The 14,588-nt window shown below is 66.7% G+C and carries 12 protein-coding genes; 8 read left to right on the forward strand and 4 right to left on the reverse strand.

Annotation, left to right across the window (positions count from 1 at the left end; translation table 11 throughout):
• Positions 1–5: 5 nt before the first annotated feature.
• Both CLM74_RS00590 and CLM74_RS00595 read right to left on the reverse strand, forming a co-directional pair.
• Entirely contained in the window at positions 6–833 is an 828-nt protein-coding gene (locus tag CLM74_RS00590) for an META and DUF4377 domain-containing protein (RefSeq protein WP_025875974.1), read from the reverse strand.
• A gap of 73 nt (positions 834–906) precedes the next feature.
• A complete protein-coding gene (locus CLM74_RS00595) occupies positions 907–1,701 on the reverse strand; it encodes an undecaprenyl-diphosphate phosphatase (protein WP_033832703.1) in 795 nt (264 codons plus the stop codon).
• A 219-nt stretch (positions 1,702–1,920) separates the two neighbouring features.
• On the opposite strand from CLM74_RS00595, the gene glnA reads away from it, so the two are divergent.
• The 4 genes from glnA (at position 1,921) to CLM74_RS00615 (ending at position 6,572) form a co-directional block, all read left to right on the forward strand.
• Positions 1,921–3,330, forward strand: a complete 1,410-nt coding sequence (gene glnA, locus CLM74_RS00600) for a type I glutamate--ammonia ligase (RefSeq protein WP_059063220.1) — start codon at positions 1,921–1,923, stop codon at positions 3,328–3,330.
• 345 nt (positions 3,331–3,675) lie between these two features.
• Positions 3,676–4,014 (forward strand): P-II family nitrogen regulator, encoded by a 339-nt coding sequence (locus CLM74_RS00605; protein ID WP_004134334.1) that lies wholly within the window; start codon positions 3,676–3,678, stop codon positions 4,012–4,014.
• A 22-nt stretch (positions 4,015–4,036) separates the two neighbouring features.
• Positions 4,037–5,467 (forward strand): ammonium transporter, encoded by a 1,431-nt coding sequence (gene amt / locus CLM74_RS00610; RefSeq protein WP_093820204.1) that lies wholly within the window; start codon positions 4,037–4,039, stop codon positions 5,465–5,467.
• 358 nt (positions 5,468–5,825) lie between these two features.
• The gene (locus CLM74_RS00615; protein ID WP_025875963.1) at positions 5,826–6,572 is read left to right on the forward strand and encodes an N-acetylmuramoyl-L-alanine amidase; all 747 of its coding nucleotides are present in this window, start codon (positions 5,826–5,828) and stop codon (positions 6,570–6,572) included.
• Positions 6,573–6,650: 78 nt separating this feature from the next.
• On the opposite strand, the gene CLM74_RS00620 is transcribed toward CLM74_RS00615, so the two are convergent.
• Together CLM74_RS00620 and CLM74_RS00625 are read right to left on the reverse strand one after the other, a co-directional pair.
• A complete protein-coding gene (locus CLM74_RS00620; protein WP_059063147.1) occupies positions 6,651–7,358 on the reverse strand; it encodes a LytTR family DNA-binding domain-containing protein in 708 nt (235 codons plus the stop codon).
• A complete protein-coding gene (locus CLM74_RS00625) occupies positions 7,346–9,055 on the reverse strand; it encodes a sensor histidine kinase (protein WP_105164910.1) in 1,710 nt (569 codons plus the stop codon). Before CLM74_RS00625 ends, CLM74_RS00620 begins: the two co-directional genes overlap by 13 nt.
• A 127-nt stretch (positions 9,056–9,182) precedes the next feature.
• Here CLM74_RS00625 and CLM74_RS00630 point away from each other — a divergent pair, with 127 nt between their 5' ends.
• From CLM74_RS00630 to CLM74_RS00645, 4 genes are all read left to right on the forward strand, one after another.
• Complete coding sequence (locus CLM74_RS00630) at positions 9,183–10,691, forward strand: alpha/beta hydrolase (protein ID WP_059063224.1); 1,509 nt, start codon at positions 9,183–9,185, stop codon at positions 10,689–10,691.
• Positions 10,692–10,758: 67 nt separating this feature from the next.
• Positions 10,759–11,916, forward strand: coding sequence for an MltA domain-containing protein (locus CLM74_RS00635; protein ID WP_105163225.1), 1,158 nt, complete (start codon positions 10,759–10,761; stop codon positions 11,914–11,916).
• Between the two features lie 109 nt (positions 11,917–12,025).
• Positions 12,026–12,328, forward strand: coding sequence for a hypothetical protein (locus CLM74_RS00640; protein ID WP_025875959.1), 303 nt, complete (start codon positions 12,026–12,028; stop codon positions 12,326–12,328).
• 83 nt (positions 12,329–12,411) lie between these two features.
• Positions 12,412–14,457: a TonB-dependent receptor gene (locus CLM74_RS00645; RefSeq protein WP_105163226.1), complete on the forward strand. Its 2,046-nt coding sequence runs from the start codon at positions 12,412–12,414 to the stop codon at positions 14,455–14,457.
• Positions 14,458–14,588: the final 131 nt, after the last annotated feature.

Consider the following 14,588-nt stretch of genomic DNA (forward strand, 5'->3'; position numbering starts at 1 on the left):
CTGCATTACTTCTTCTCGATGGCCGACTCGACCACCATGTCCAGCACGTACGCCTGCGACGGCGCATCGGCCGGCGGGTTCTTCACTTCGTAGCGCTTCACACGCACCACGTTGCGCACGCCGTCTTCGTGGGTGTAACCCTCGATGTTGCCGTAGAAGTTCTCGAACTTGCCCGGCTCGCCCTGCTTCAGGCCCTTGTCGTCGAACTTCACTTCGCGCACCTGCAGGCACTGGTAATCCGGGATCAGCGGGTGCGAGCACTTCTCGGTCTTCGCAGCCACTTCCAGGAACACGGTTTCGCCGGCGCCGCCATAGCGCGTTTCAGCGGTCGGTTCCGGGTTGAACACCAGCACGTCGCCCTTGGCGGTGGTCAGGGTCAGCACGCCGTTGGCATCCTGTTCGGCTTTCAGTTCGCCCTGCAGACGGCTGGAGACGGCTTCGTCCAGCGCCATCAGCGCTTTGTCGGTGCAGGCCATCATGGTCGAGGCCATCGCGCTCACGCTCAGCTTGCCATCGGCCAGGGTGTAACCGCCGCCCATGCGGTTGCAGGTGTTGCTGACCGACAGGCGGCCATCAACGAAGTCCAGGGTGACCGGCTTGTCTTCGCGGGCGAACAGCGCATCGATGCGCTTGCCATCGGCCGCGGTGGCCTGCTGCAGCAGCCAGTGCTGGCTCTGCAGGCGCTGCGCATCCAGGTGTGCCAGCGCCTTCTGGTCGCCGGCCTTGGCCGCGGCCGGGGCCAGATCGTCACCGCCGGTACCGGCCGGGGCAGGGGTCTGGCTGCAGGCGGCCAGCAGGGCCAGCGGGAGGAGCAGGGTGAGCTTGCGGTTCATGGTGATTCTCCTTGGGGAACCGAGGGGGAAACGGACCGGGGCCGGCAACGGGGTTGCCGTGCCCCGGCGCTGTTCAGCTGCCGGACGGCAACCACAGCAGCAATGCAGCGCCCAGGGCGATGCGGTAAATCGCGAAAGCGGTGAAGCGATGCGACTTGATGTAGCCCATCAGCCACTTCACTACGACGAAGCCGGTGATGGCTGCGGCAAGGAAGGCCACGCCAACGTCGGTCCAGTTCTCGCTGCCCAGGTTCCCTTCCTTGGCCAGCTCCAGGAAGGTGTAGGCGCTGGCAGCGAACATGGTGGGAATGCCGACCAGGAACACGAACTCGGCAGCGGCCGCGCGGCGGCTCAGGCCCAGCAGCATGGCCAGGAAGATCGCCGAGGCCGAGCGCGAGGTACCGGGGAACACGCCGGCCAGCACCTGCGCCAGGCCAACACCGATGGCCACCGTCCAGGTCACCTGGTCGCGATCGGGCAGGCGCGCGGTATAAGCCTCCACCAGCAGCATCCAGATGCCGCCGATGATCAGCGCCCAGGCCACCGGGCTGACGGTTTCCGGCAGCGACCAGCCGGCCTTGCGCACCACCAGGCCGACCACGGCGGTTACCAGGAAGGCCGCGCCGAGCTTGAACACGTACTCGCGGTTCTCGCGCTGGCCGAAGCCGGTGGCCAGCTGCAGCAGGCGCTGGCGGAACACCAGCACCACGGCCAGGATCGCACCGGCCTGGATGATGATGTTGAAGAAGTCCGATCGCGCGCCCAGCCAGTGCTGGGCGATCAGCAGGTGGCCGGTGCTGGAGATCGGCAGGAATTCGGTCAAGCCTTCGAGGATGCCCAGCAGCAGGGCGGAGAGCAGGTCGGACATGGACGGTGCGGGCGCGGGCGGCGGAAGAAGCCCGAGAGAATAGACGATCCATGCCGCACCAAACGGGTGCGTGCGGTAATCCGCGCACCCGTTTGGTGCATGTGCGTCTGCACCGCGCTGGGGCAGGCGCTTTGAAATCAACAACTTGTGAAGGCCGAAAAGTTGGCACGGTCGTTGCTGTACCTCAGCAGGCATTCATTCCCATCCGAGGTCGTACCGATGTCCGTGGAAAACGTTGAGAAGCTGATCAAGGACAACCAGATCGAGTTCGTCGATCTGCGTTTCGTCGACATGCGTGGCGTCGAGCAGCACGTCACCTTCCCGGTCAGCATCATCGAGCCGTCGCTGTTCGAAGAAGGCAAGATGTTCGATGGCAGCTCGATCGCCGGCTGGAAGGGCATCAACGAATCGGACATGGTGCTGCTGCCCGATACCGCCAGCGCCTACGTCGACCCGTTCTATGCCGATCCGACCATCGTGATCAGCTGCGACATCCTCGACCCGGCCACCATGCAGCCGTACGGCCGCTGCCCGCGCGGCATCGCCAAGCGCGCCGAGGCCTACCTGAAGTCCTCGGGCATCGCCGAAACCGCGTTCTTCGGCCCGGAGCCGGAATTCTTCATCTTCGATTCGGTCCGTTTCGCCAATGAAATGGGCAACACCTTCTTCAAGGTCGATTCGGAAGAAGCCGCCTGGAACAGCGGCGCCAAGTACGACGGCGCCAACAGCGGCTACCGTCCGGGCGTGAAGGGCGGTTACTTCCCCGTGCCGCCGACCGACACCCTGCACGACCTGCGTGCGGAGATGTGCAAGACCCTGGAACAGGTCGGCATCGAAGTGGAAGTGCAGCACCACGAAGTGGCCACCGCCGGCCAGTGCGAGATCGGCACCAAGTTCAGCACCCTGGTGCAGAAGGCCGACGAACTGCTGCGGATGAAGTACGTCATCAAGAACGTCGCCCACCGCAACGGCAAGACCGTCACCTTCATGCCCAAGCCGATCGTCGGCGACAACGGCAGCGGCATGCACGTGCACCAGTCGTTGTCCAAGGGCGGCACCAACCTGTTCTCCGGTGACGGCTACGGCGGCCTGAGCCAGCTGGCGCTGTGGTACATCGGCGGCATCTTCAAGCACGCCAAGGCCATCAACGCCTTCGCCAACTCGGGCACCAACAGCTACAAGCGCCTGGTGCCGGGCTACGAAGCCCCGGTGATGCTGGCCTACTCGGCGCGCAACCGTTCGGCCTCGTGCCGCATTCCGTGGGTGTCCAACCCGAAGGCACGCCGCATTGAAATGCGCTTCCCCGATCCGATCCAGTCGGGCTACCTGACCTTCACCGCGCTGATGATGGCCGGCCTGGACGGCATCAAGAACCAGATCGACCCGGGCGCACCGAGCGACAAGGATCTGTACGACCTGCCGCCGGAAGAAGAGAAGCTGATCCCGCAGGTCTGCTCCTCGCTGGACCAGGCGCTGGAAGCGCTGGACAAGGACCGCGAGTTCCTCAAGGCCGGTGGCGTGATGAGCGATGACTTCATCGACGGTTACATCGCGCTGAAGATGCAGGAAGTGACCAAGTTCCGCGCGGCGACCCACCCGCTGGAATACCAGCTGTACTACGCCAGCTGACCGGCTGCGATGGCGGTGGGTAACCCCTCCCACCCGCCGCCATCGCATCCGTCTTTGCGGCTGGGGAGCCGCAGGGCGGGCTCCGGCCCGCCGTGGTAGAGCGGACCGTTGGTCCGCTGCATTGGAAACGCGGGCCCTTGGCCCGCAGATCCAGGGGCAAGAGAGACCGGACACGCGACATGGGCCGCCCTCCCTCCCGCGTCGGCCGTGCAAGGAGAGAGGCACGGCTGTCCCGGCCCGATTCGTGTCCGGTGCAACAGCCACGGCCATCACCACGATGGCCCGTGGTTGCCTGATGCCATCGCGCGTTCGCGCGCTGGCCCCATCCACCATCGGGACATGCGCATGAAACTGATCTCCGCCATCATCCGACCGTTCAAGCTCGACGAGGTCCGAGAGGCCCTGTCCGATGCCGGCGTGTCGGGCATCACCGTGACCGAAGTGAAAGGCTTCGGCCGCCAGAAGGGCCACACCGAGCTGTATCGCGGTGCCGAGTACGTTGTCGACTTCCTGCCCAAGATCAAGATCGAAACCGTGGTCACCGACGAACGTGCCGACGCAGTGATCGAAGCGATCCAGTCGTCTGCAGGCACCGGCAAGATCGGCGACGGCAAGATCTTCGTGACCGCTGTCGAGCAGGTCATCCGCATCCGCACCGGCGAAATCGGCGCCGACGCGCTGTAAGCCCCCTTCCGGAGACTCCCCCATGAAGATGCGCCTTCTCACCGGGTGGCAAGCCCGGTTCCATCTGGTGTGCCTGCTGATGCTGTTCAGTGCGCTGGCCGCCGGTGCCTGGCCAGGCAGTGCACATGCCCAGGCCCAGGTCACGCCGCTGCAGAGCGAAGCCGTGGCCGTCGAGCCCTTGCAGGACCCGACCGCCGCTGCGCCTGCGGCTGCCGAAGCAGTGGCCGCGCCCGCCTATGACCACGGCGACGTCGCCTGGATGCTCACCTCCACCCTGCTGGTGCTGTTGATGGTGGTACCGGGCCTGGCCCTGTTCTACGGCGGCCTGGTGCGTTCGAAAAACGTGCTGTCGGTGCTCAGCCAGATCCTGGTGGTGTTCTCGCTGGTGCTGCTGTTGTGGGTGGCCTATGGCTACAGCGCAGTGTTCAGCGCCGGCAATCCGTTCTTCGGCTCGTTCACCGAATTCGCCTTCCTCAAGGGCTTCACCCCGGAGTCGGTGGGCAACACGCCGATCAAGGGACTGCCGGACTACCTGTTCGTCGCCTTCCAGTCGACCTTCGCCGGCATCACCACCGCGCTGATCGTCGGTGCCTTCGCCGAGCGCATCAAGTTCCGCGCGGTGCTGCTGTTCTCGGCGCTGTGGTTCACCCTCAGCTACATCCCGATGGCGCACATCGTCTGGGGCGGCGGCTACCTGGGCGAACTGGGCGCGATCGATTTCGCCGGTGGCACCGTGGTGCACATCAACGCCGGCGTGGCCGGTCTGGTGGCTGCATGGTTCGTCGGCAAGCGGCTGGGCTACGGGCAGACCGCGTTGAAGCCGCACAACGTGCCGTTCACCTATATCGGCGCGATGCTGCTGTGGGTCGGCTGGTTCGGCTTCAATGCCGGTTCCGCCGCCGCCGCCGACACCGTCGCCTCGCTGGCCTTCCTCAACACTGTGCTGGCCACCGCTGCTGCGGTGCTGGGCTGGACGCTGGTTGAAGCGATCAGCAAGGGCAAGCCGTCGGCACTGGGCGCCGCCTCGGGTGCGGTGGCAGGCCTGGTTGGCATCACCCCGGCGTGCGGTACCGTCGGCCCGCTCGGCGCGATCGTCATCGGCCTGGTTGCCGGCGTGGTCTGCGTGTGGGGCGTGACCGGCCTCAAGCGCCTGCTGAAGGTGGACGACACCGCCGACGTGTTCGGTGTGCATGGCGTGGGCGGCATCGTCGGTGCGATCCTCACCGGTGTGTTCAGCGCGCAGTCGCTGGGCGGCACCAAGGCCGATCTGGATATCGGCCACCAGGTGTGGGTGCAGGTGGTCAGCGTCGGCCTCACCGTGCTGTGGTCGGCCGTGGTGACCGCAGCCATCCTGCTGCTGGTCAAGGTGGTGGTCGGCCTGCGGGTCACCGAGGAGGCCGAGCGTACCGGCCTGGATGTCACCTCGCATGGTGAATCGGCCTACGAGGCCTGATGCATCTACATGGTGGGTGCCGACCGTTGGTCGGCACTGCACCTGCTCTGGTAGGTGCCAAGCTTGCTTGGCACTGCTCCTGCGCTGGACTACTCCTGCTCTGGAGGGTGCCGACCGTTGGTCGGCACTGCATCTGCTCTGGTAGTTGCCAAGCTTGCTTGGCACTGCTCCTGCGCTGGATTGCTCCCGCTCTGGTGGGTGCCGACCGTTGGTCGGCACGGTCGGTGGCCCAGCCACGCATGGCGTGGCTCTACTCCTGCTCTGGTGGGTGCCGACCGTTGGTCGGCACGGTCGGTGGCCCAGCCACGCATGGCGTGGCTCTACTGCATCGTCCCGGCTTATCGCGCACAATCGGGGCATGCACCCGATCCGCACTTCCCTGATGCTCTCGGCCTGCCTGCTGCTGGCCGCCTGTGCCTCCACGCCGCAGGAAACCCGCAACCCGCTTGCCACCTGGGTGCCGTCGCCGAACCAGAACGCGCGCACGCCGGTCATCATCGTCATCCACCACACCGAGCAGAAATCGGTGCAGCAGAGCCTGCACACGCTGCGTACCGCCAACAGCGGCGGGCGGGTCAGTGCGCATTACCTGATCGGCGCCGATGGCCATCGCTACCAGCTGGTGGCCGATGAGCGCCGCGCTTGGCACGCCGGCTCCGGGCGCTGGGGCACCATCACCGATCTGAACTCCGCGTCCATCGGCATCGAGCTGGACAATGATGGTCGTACGCCCTTCAGCCCCGCGCAGATCGAATCGCTGATCGTGCTGCTGCGCGACCTCACCGAACGGCTGAACATCCCGCCGCGACAGGTGATCGGTCACGCCGACCTGGCGCCGACGCGCAAGGAAGATCCCAGCCGCTTCTTCCCGTGGCAACAGTTGGCCGAAGCCGGTTTCGGCGTGTGGCCGCGCGCTGCCGATGGTGCTGCGCCGGAAGGATTCGATGCATGGGCCGCGCTGGCGCGCTTCGGTTATCCGCTCGACAACCGCGAAGCAGCGGTACGGGCGTTCCACCGCCGTTTCCGTGGCAGCGACACCCTGCCGAAAGCCCTCGACGCGGAAGACGCGCGCATCCTGCATTCGCTGTTGCTGCAGACCCCGTGACCAACCTGGTAGCGCCGGGCCATGCCCGGCGAGCGCGAAGCGCGGCCCCGGTTGGGAACCGCCGGGCCATGCCCGGCGCTACCCGCCTTCCATGCCCAACGCTTCGCGCAGCGTGGCCACATGCGCGCGCCCAACCGGCAGCTCGCTGCCGTCACTCAACACCAGCCAGTAGCGACTGCCCGAGGCCGCATGCAGCGTGCGGACCTGGCGCAGGTTGACCAGGTAGGAACGGTGGCAGCGGACGAAATCCGCCGGCAGCACGCTGGCCAGCGCGGCCAGGGATTTGTCATGCAGTTCACTGCGGCCGTCGCGCAGACGCACCTGGCTGTAGTCGCCGTCGGCGCGGATCCAGAGCACGTCCGCCAGTTCGACGGTCGCTGTGCCCTGCGCGCGCCAGATACCCAGATAACGCGCGCGACCGGCGCGGACACCCCCGGTGTCGAGCAGCCGTTCCAGCGCCTGGGCGAGGCGCTCGCGTGAGAAGGGCTTGGGCACGAAGTCGAGTACGCCGTGTTCGAATGCCTGCAATGCGCGCTCACGGTGTGCCGACACCACCACGCACTGGTAGCGCCCGGCCACCGCGCGGCGCAGCAGTTCGAAGCCATCATCGCCGCCAAGGTTGAGATCCAGCAGAAGGCCGTCGTAGACGCTGCGCTGCAACCGGTCGCCGGCCGCTTCCAGATCGGCCACCGCATCGAAACGCGCCCGTGCGCCGGCCAACTCGCCGCACATGCGCAGCAGGCGCTGTCGCACCAGGGGCTCGTCCTCGACGATCAGGATGCGCATGTCAGCTCGATCCGGCCGCACCAGCAGTCGCCGTCGATGCCCTGCACGAAGCTCCAGCCGGCGGGGCTGGCCGCCGCCAGGCTCGCCTCGATGTAACGGGTACCCGTGCCACGGCCGCGGTGCGGGGCCGAGCCTCGCGCACTGCGCAGTTCCAGTATCCAGCGCGCGTTGTCGCGCTGCACGTGCAGGCGGAAAGGGTGCCGTGCGCAGGCAACAGCGCCGGCATGGGTCAACGCGTTTTCCACCTGCGCATGCAGGATGCCGGGCGGCAGCGAAATCGCCGCATCCTCGCCATCGACCTCCAGCACCATGCGCTGGTCCAGGGCAAGGCCGACGATATCCAGATGGCTGCGGCACAAGGCCAACTCATCCTGCAGGGGAACGCTCTGGCGGGTGCTGCTGTCGCGCAGGCGATCGAACTGATCGGCCAGCGACTCCACCAGGCGGCTGGCGCGCATCGGCGACTGCTCGATCAGTTCCTGCAGGCAGGTCAGCGTGTTCATCAGCCAGTGCGGCTGGATGCCCCGTTGCAGCAACTGCAACGAAAGCCGCGCGCGTTCTTCGCGCAGCCAGGCGTTGTGCCGGTCCAGCGCCTGCAACTGGGCGGCGTGGCGCAGCAGAAGGAACACCATCAGCACCGCCAGCAGCAGGAAGTAGGGGCCATCCAGGAAGGCGCCGCGTGCAACCAGCAACGCCAGCAGGCCTGCAGACAGCAACGCCAGGATCGGCCATCGGTCCTCCTGGTCGGCAGGCGCCCGCAACAGCACCCAGGTCGAAGCGAGCAGGCTCAACAGCAGCACCGCCGCAGAGCGGGTGTCGAAACCGGGCAGGGCGATGACGGCGGCCGCGATCAGCGCCAGATAGCTGAAACAACCGGCTCTGGGCAAGGCCACTTCGAAGCGACGCGCAAGATAGGCCGGCAGCAGCAGCGCCGCGATCACATGCAGGGCCAGCAGCGCGACCAGGCGAACGCCATGCCAGGGATAGGGGTAGCCCAGCAATGATCGCCACGCCTCGACCGCGGGCAGTGCCAGCCCCACCACACCCAGTGCCAGCAGCAGGCGCGCGCCAGGCGTGCGCGTCTGCCCACGCAGCACCGCCAGGAAATACAGGCAGGCGGCTGCCAGCGCACCGGTGGCGAAGGCCGCGATCAGCCATGGCAGAATGATCTGGCCGTAAAGCACGGGCGCGGGCGCGATCAGCACCATCGCATCGGCGCCATGCAGGGTGAAGCGCTGCTGCTGGCTGGATGCAAGCACCAGCAGCTCATCGGTGGCGTTGCCCGACGCCGGTGGCAGCACGCGCACGACGTCTACGCGCCCCGGCGTCTCTTCTTCCGGCGTGCGACCGACAACGCCATTGCTGATCCATGGCACCCCGTTCCAGTACAACTGGCTGGCAGCGCGCAACGACAGCCTCACTGTACGTCCATGATCGGCGCCGCTTTCCGGCGCTGGCACCTGCCAGCGCAGCCAGTACGGGCCAAGCCACTGCGCCAGCTGTTGCTGGTCCAGCGGCCGCCACGCCAGGTTCTGCGGTGGGTGCGTTGGCAGGCCGCCGGATGCACCGGCAATCGCAGGTGCCATCTGCGCGCCCTGCACAACCCTCATTTCCGGCGGCGGCATCGACACGATCAGCCACGCAGCCACTGCCGCAAGCAGCGCAGCAAGGACAGCCAGGGTTCGTGTGATCTGCATGGCGGCCATCGTATCGGTTGTGTGGAGACATTGGACCGGCGTCTGGAGACGTTCGGCGGATGGACGCGACCGCAGCGCTGCAAGGGAGCAGATGCTGGCGGCGCACATCCTTCCATCGGAGTTCAACATGACCCGCAGCGCCTGTACGTCTTCCGGCAGTTTCCAGGCTCGTCGCCCTGTCGTGGCCCTCACCCTCGCCGCGCTCTGCCTGGCCCTCGCGGCCGCCCTTCCCGCGCAGGCCGGTCCGGCAGCGCTGGCCTTCGAACCCTACACGCTGCAGACCAGGAACCATGGCGATATTGCCGCCGAGATCGCCACGCTGGAGGTCCCGCGCCGGCACAGCGAGCCGGATGGTCCGCGCCTGCACCTGAAGGTGGTGCGCCTGCGTGCGACGGCTGGCACTGGCCGCGCCGCACCGGTGGTCTACCTGGCCGGTGGTCCGGGTGGTTCTGGCATCGATACCGCACGTGGTCCGCGCTGGCCGGTGTTCGACCAGGTGCGGCGCGAATCCGACGTGCTCCTGCTCGACCAGCGCGGCGCCGGCTTGTCCGAGCCGCCGCCGGAATGTCCGCATGAAACACGTTTCGACGACGCCCAACCGCTGCAGCGCGATACGGCCCTGGCCGCAGTGCAGGCCACGGCGGCGAAGTGTGTAGCGTTCTGGCGTCAGGCTGGTGTCGATCTCGGCGCTTACACCACGGCCGAGAGTGCCGGCGACCTCGATGACCTGCGGCGCGCGCTGGACGTGCCGAAGATCAGCCTGTGGGGCATGAGCTATGGCACCCATCTGGCCTTGGCCACGGTGCGCCTGCACGGTGCCGGTCTTGATCGCGTGGTGCTGATGGGATCCGAAGGTCCCGACGATACGCTGAAACTGCCCCTGAGCAGCGACGCGCTGCTGCAGGAGCTGGCAGTGCTTGCGCGCAAAGACGGCTTCGACGATCTCGCCGGATCGGTCACCCGCGTGCTGCAGGCACTGCGTGAGCAGCCGCGACAAGGCCACAGCCACATGCACGACGGTCGCCAGGTCACCATCGGCCTGTACGACGCGCAGATCGTCATCGCCAACATGCTGGGGCAGCGCATCACCCAGCAGTGGCTGCCGTTGGTGCTGCGTGAGGCCGATAGGGGCAACTACGACCCGCTGGCCGATCTGGTGCTGATCGGGCGCGCCCAGTTCGTACAGTTCCCGGCCATGGGCCTGGCAATGGACGTCGCCTCCGGGCAGAGCCCGCAGCGCCGGGCGCTGGCCGAAGCACAAGCACGCCAGAGCCAGTTCGGCGACGGGCTGAACTTCCCGTTCCCGGCCATCGGCGAGAGCCTCGGCCTGGCCGATCTGGGTGATGGCTTCCGCGGCCCGCTGCACAGTGAAGTGCCGGTTCTGTTCATCAGCGGCACGCTGGATGGGCGTACGCCCCCGGCCAATGCCGATGCGCTGCGGCCGGGCTTCAGCAACGGTCACTCGCTGCTGGTGCGCAATGCCAGCCATCACAACGAGTTGTGGACAGGCAACCCGGCCATCGCCCGCAACATCGTCGACTTCCTCGCCGGCCGCGTTGTCAGCGATACCGTGTTGGACGTGCCGCCGCCGGTGTTCGCCACCCGCAGCAGTGAGCTTCTGGGCGGCAAGCGATAAGGCCCGTCGTGTGGTGCAGGATGCGATCCCGGTCCTGCGCCACGCCCGATTGCACTACATTGGGGCAATGACTGACCTCATCGCCCCCTTCAACCGCACGTGCTGGAGCCTTCTCGCGCTTGCCGTGCTTGCTGGCTGTTCCACCACCGGCACCCGTCCGCAAGCGCCTGCCGCAGCAACGCCTGCCGCCACCTACGCCAAGGTCGACTGGAAGGCTCTCCCGGCCGTATCCGATACCGACCTGCAGGCCGGCTTCGCCGCTTGGCGCAGCAGCTGCACCCGCCTGAAGAACGATGCGACCTGGGCCAAGCCCTGCGCGACCGCCAGCACCGTGTCCGACAAGGACGCTGCTGCGATCCGCGCATTCCTGCAGCGCGATCTCGATGTCTATTCCCTGCGCGCCGGCGGCCATCGCGCCGACGGCCTGATCACCGGCTACTACGAACCCATCTATCCGGGCAGCCTCACCCGTACCGACACCGCCACCGTGCCTGTGTACGGCACACCCGATGATCTGGTGGTGGTGCAGCTGGACAGCGTCTATCCCGAACTGAAGGGCAAGCGCCTGCGCGGTCGCGTTGAGGGCAAGGTGCTCAAGCCCTACGACGATGCCGGCAGCATCGCCAGCAAGGGGGCCAAGGCGCCGGTGCTGGCCTGGCTGACCGATCCGATGGACCTGCAGCTGCTGCAGATCCAGGGTTCGGGGCGGGTGCGCCTGGCCGATGGCAAGCAGGTGCGGCTGGCCTATGCCGAACAGAACGGCCATCCCTATCGCGCGATCGGCCGCTGGCTGGTGGAGCAGGGCGAGCTGAAGAAGGAAGACGTCACCATGGACGCGATCCGGGCGTGGGCGAAGGCACATCCGACACGCGTACCGGAACTGCTGCGCAGCAATCCCAGCTACGTGTTCTTCGTGCGCAGCGCGGACAGCCCGGAAGGTCCGCGCGGTTCGTTGAACGTGCCGCTGACCGCCGGCTACAGCGTGGCGGTGGATCGCACCGTGGTGCCGCTGGGCAGCCTGCTGTGGCTGTCCACCACGCGCCCGGACGGCACGCCGGTGGTACGCCCGGTGGCCGCGCAGGACACCGGTGGCGCCATTGCCGGCGAGGTACGTGCCGATCTGTACTGGGGCAGCGGCGATGCCGCCGGCAAGCTGGCCGGCGACATGAAGCAGCAGGGCAACCTGTGGCTGCTGTGGCCGAAGGGTGTGGCGTTGCCGCAGTAGGTCAGCAGGGGGCAGATCCCCCTCCGCAGGAAAGGGATCTGACCCCCATATGCCTGATAATGGCGCCATTCCGAACTTTCCGGTCGCGCATGCGGCCAGGACCCATGCAATGAAATACGCAAAGAACAACGCAAAATCCAACACGAAGAAGTACTACAAGCACTGGGCCGAATCGGGCCTGGGCAAGGGCAACGTGCTGATGGAAGCCCGTGGCGAGAAGATCGTGCGCCAGGTGGAAATCTACGGGGCCAAGGTCGTGTGGGCCGATGAAACCGGCCATAGCGATGACCGCTTCGTGCTGGCCGACCAGCCGGTGTCGTTCATGGACTTCGACGAAGACGACGAGATCAGCGCGCGCGAGTTTGAAATTGCCTGGAAGAAGGCCCGGGAAGCCACCGGCTACCCCGTCTAAGGTCGAGGGAGCTGCAGTCATCGGATGGCTGGCGGAATCGAAATGTTATAAAGTTTCATTTCCAGCCTCCCGCCCGCCCCCTGATGAAGACTCCCACGCTGGTGGCCGCGCTCGCGGCCGCCCCGTTCGCCCCTGAAGCATTCGCCCAGTCCGCCGACGCCGCGCTCACCCTGGGCAAGGTCGATGTGCACCAGCACAGCGAGGGGCAGCTGAGCGCACACCAGGTGCTGACCTCGGTGGACGTGCTGGGCGCGGACCAGATCGAAAACCGCAACGTGTCGCACAGCTGGGAACTGCTCGGGCAGATGCCCGGCATCCAGCTGACCGAAACCCGGCAGGGTGCAGAGTCGGGCAAGGTCAGCTTCCGCGCCTTCAACGGCGAGGGCTACCTCAATGCCATCAAGACGCTGATCGACGGTATCCCCAGCAACGTCAACAGTGGCAACCAGCGCTTCATCGACATGCTGTTTCCGCTGGAAATCAGCTACATCGAAGTGGTGCGCGGTACCAACGATCCGCGCTACGGCCTGCACAACATCGGCGGCAACGTGAACTTCGGCACGCGCCAAGGCGGCACCTACACCGACGGGCGACTGGCCTATGGCAGCTACAACACCCGCGATGTGCAGCTGGCGGTGGGCCGCGAAGCCGACGGCTTCGCGCAGAACTACTTCGTCGGTACCCAGGCCAGCGACGGCTACCGCGACCACGACAGCTCGAAGAAATACGCGTTGGGCGGCAAGTGGTTCTTCGGCTCGCTGGAGGAGGGGCTGCGCATCGGCCTGACCGCGCGCGCCTACCATCACGAGGCCGACGAACCCGGTTTCATGACGGCGGAAGAGCTGCATGCGGGCCGCCGCCGCAGCGACCTGCGCAACGCCAATGACGGCGATGACCGCGACATGCGCCAGTTCGCCGCGCACCTGGACATGAAGCTGTCCGACGCGGTGACCTTCGGCACGCGGCTGTACTACAACCGCTATGAAGACGACCGTCGTGTGACCTTCAGTGACCTGCCCAGCGGCAACCTGCCGCGCCAGCGTCGTGTCTGGGACGAGCGCCAGACTGGCCTGCTCGGCACGCTCACCTGGCAGGCCAGCCCCACGCTTACCGTGGAAGGCGGGCTGAACTACGAGCAGCAGGACAACGGCTACCGTCGCGAGCGCTACGCCTACGCCGAGCCCACCGATTTCAGCCAGGCACCGGCACGCGTGCAGAACAACGACCGCCACAGCTTCGACAACTGGGGCGCTTACGTGCAGGCCATCTACCAGCCAGCCGACGCATGGAAGATCGTGCCGGCTTACCGTGTGGACCGTTTCAGCGGCCGCACCCGGCTGATGAACGGCGCCACCGGCCGCCTGCAGGACTACGGCAGCATCGGCCAGCCCAAGCTGAGTGTCATCCACAGCCTGGGTGAGCACACCCACGTCTACGCCAACTGGGGCCGTACCTTCCAGGTGCTGACCGGTTCCACCGCGCCGGCCTACCTCACCCCGGGGCAGGCACCGATGCAGCCCTCCACCAACACCGGCATGGAGCTGGGCCTGAAATTCCAGCCCTTCGCCGGCAGCCAGGCCCGGCTGGCGGTATGGCAGCAGGACGCGGAAAACGAAGTGTCCAACATGCCGGCCACCGGCACCACGGTCATGCTGGGCAAGACCCGCCGCCGCGGCGTGGATGCGCAGATCAGCGCGCAGCTGGGTGACGCGTGGACGCTGTGGGCCTCGCATGCCTACCAGGAGGCGAAGATCACCCGCGACGACCGCGCCGCCGGCGTGACCCTGCAGGGACGCGAAGTGGCCGCCACCCCGCGCCACATCAGCAACCTCGGCCTGGATTATCAGGCCAGCGATGCCCTGCAACTGGGCCTGCAGGTGCGCGCGCAGGGCGATTACTACCTGGAAGAGCGCAACGCCACTGGCAAGTTCGGCGGCCTCGCCGTGCTCGACCTCAGCGCGAAGTATCAGATCACCCCGGCCTGGAGCGTGGACCTGCAGCTGAAGAACGTGACCGGCCGCGAGTATGCCTACGCGTGGTACGACAGCTTCTTCTGGGACAGCGCCCGCCCGATGTTCTCGCCCGCCCCGGGCCGCGCGGTCTTCGTCGGCCTCAACATGAAGCTGTAACCGCAAAGCCGGTAGTGGTTGCTCGACCTGCAGGGGTCAGAGCCCTTTCCTGACGGAAAGGGATCCGACCCCGGACCCCGCAGCGCAAGGGGTCAGATCCCTTTCCGCGAGGAAAGGGCTCTGACCCCACA

The sequence above is a fragment of the Stenotrophomonas sp. MYb57 genome (assembly GCF_002966815.1).
Taxonomy (GTDB): domain Bacteria; phylum Pseudomonadota; class Gammaproteobacteria; order Xanthomonadales; family Xanthomonadaceae; genus Stenotrophomonas; species Stenotrophomonas indicatrix.

Bases quoted from the DNA above. Each gene is read 5' to 3' on its own strand.
- CLM74_RS00590 (WP_025875974.1), bottom strand. From the start codon at position 833: ATGAACCGCAAGCTCACCCTGCTCCTCCCGCTGGCCCTGCTGGCCGCC.
- CLM74_RS00595 (WP_033832703.1), bottom strand. From the start codon at position 1,701: ATGTCCGACCTGCTCTCCGCCCTGCTGCTGGGCATCCTCGAAGGCTTG.
- glnA (WP_059063220.1), top strand. From the start codon at position 1,921: ATGTCCGTGGAAAACGTTGAGAAGCTGATCAAGGACAACCAGATCGAG.
- CLM74_RS00605 (WP_004134334.1), top strand. From the start codon at position 3,676: ATGAAACTGATCTCCGCCATCATCCGACCGTTCAAGCTCGACGAGGTC.
- amt (WP_093820204.1), top strand. From the start codon at position 4,037: ATGAAGATGCGCCTTCTCACCGGGTGGCAAGCCCGGTTCCATCTGGTG.
- CLM74_RS00615 (WP_025875963.1), top strand. From the start codon at position 5,826: ATGCACCCGATCCGCACTTCCCTGATGCTCTCGGCCTGCCTGCTGCTG.
- CLM74_RS00620 (WP_059063147.1), bottom strand. From the start codon at position 7,358: ATGCGCATCCTGATCGTCGAGGACGAGCCCCTGGTGCGACAGCGCCTG.
- CLM74_RS00625 (WP_105164910.1), bottom strand. From the start codon at position 9,055: ATGCAGATCACACGAACCCTGGCTGTCCTTGCTGCGCTGCTTGCGGCA.
- CLM74_RS00630 (WP_059063224.1), top strand. From the start codon at position 9,183: ATGACCCGCAGCGCCTGTACGTCTTCCGGCAGTTTCCAGGCTCGTCGC.
- CLM74_RS00635 (WP_105163225.1), top strand. From the start codon at position 10,759: ATGACTGACCTCATCGCCCCCTTCAACCGCACGTGCTGGAGCCTTCTC.
- CLM74_RS00640 (WP_025875959.1), top strand. From the start codon at position 12,026: ATGAAATACGCAAAGAACAACGCAAAATCCAACACGAAGAAGTACTAC.
- CLM74_RS00645 (WP_105163226.1), top strand. From the start codon at position 12,412: ATGAAGACTCCCACGCTGGTGGCCGCGCTCGCGGCCGCCCCGTTCGCC.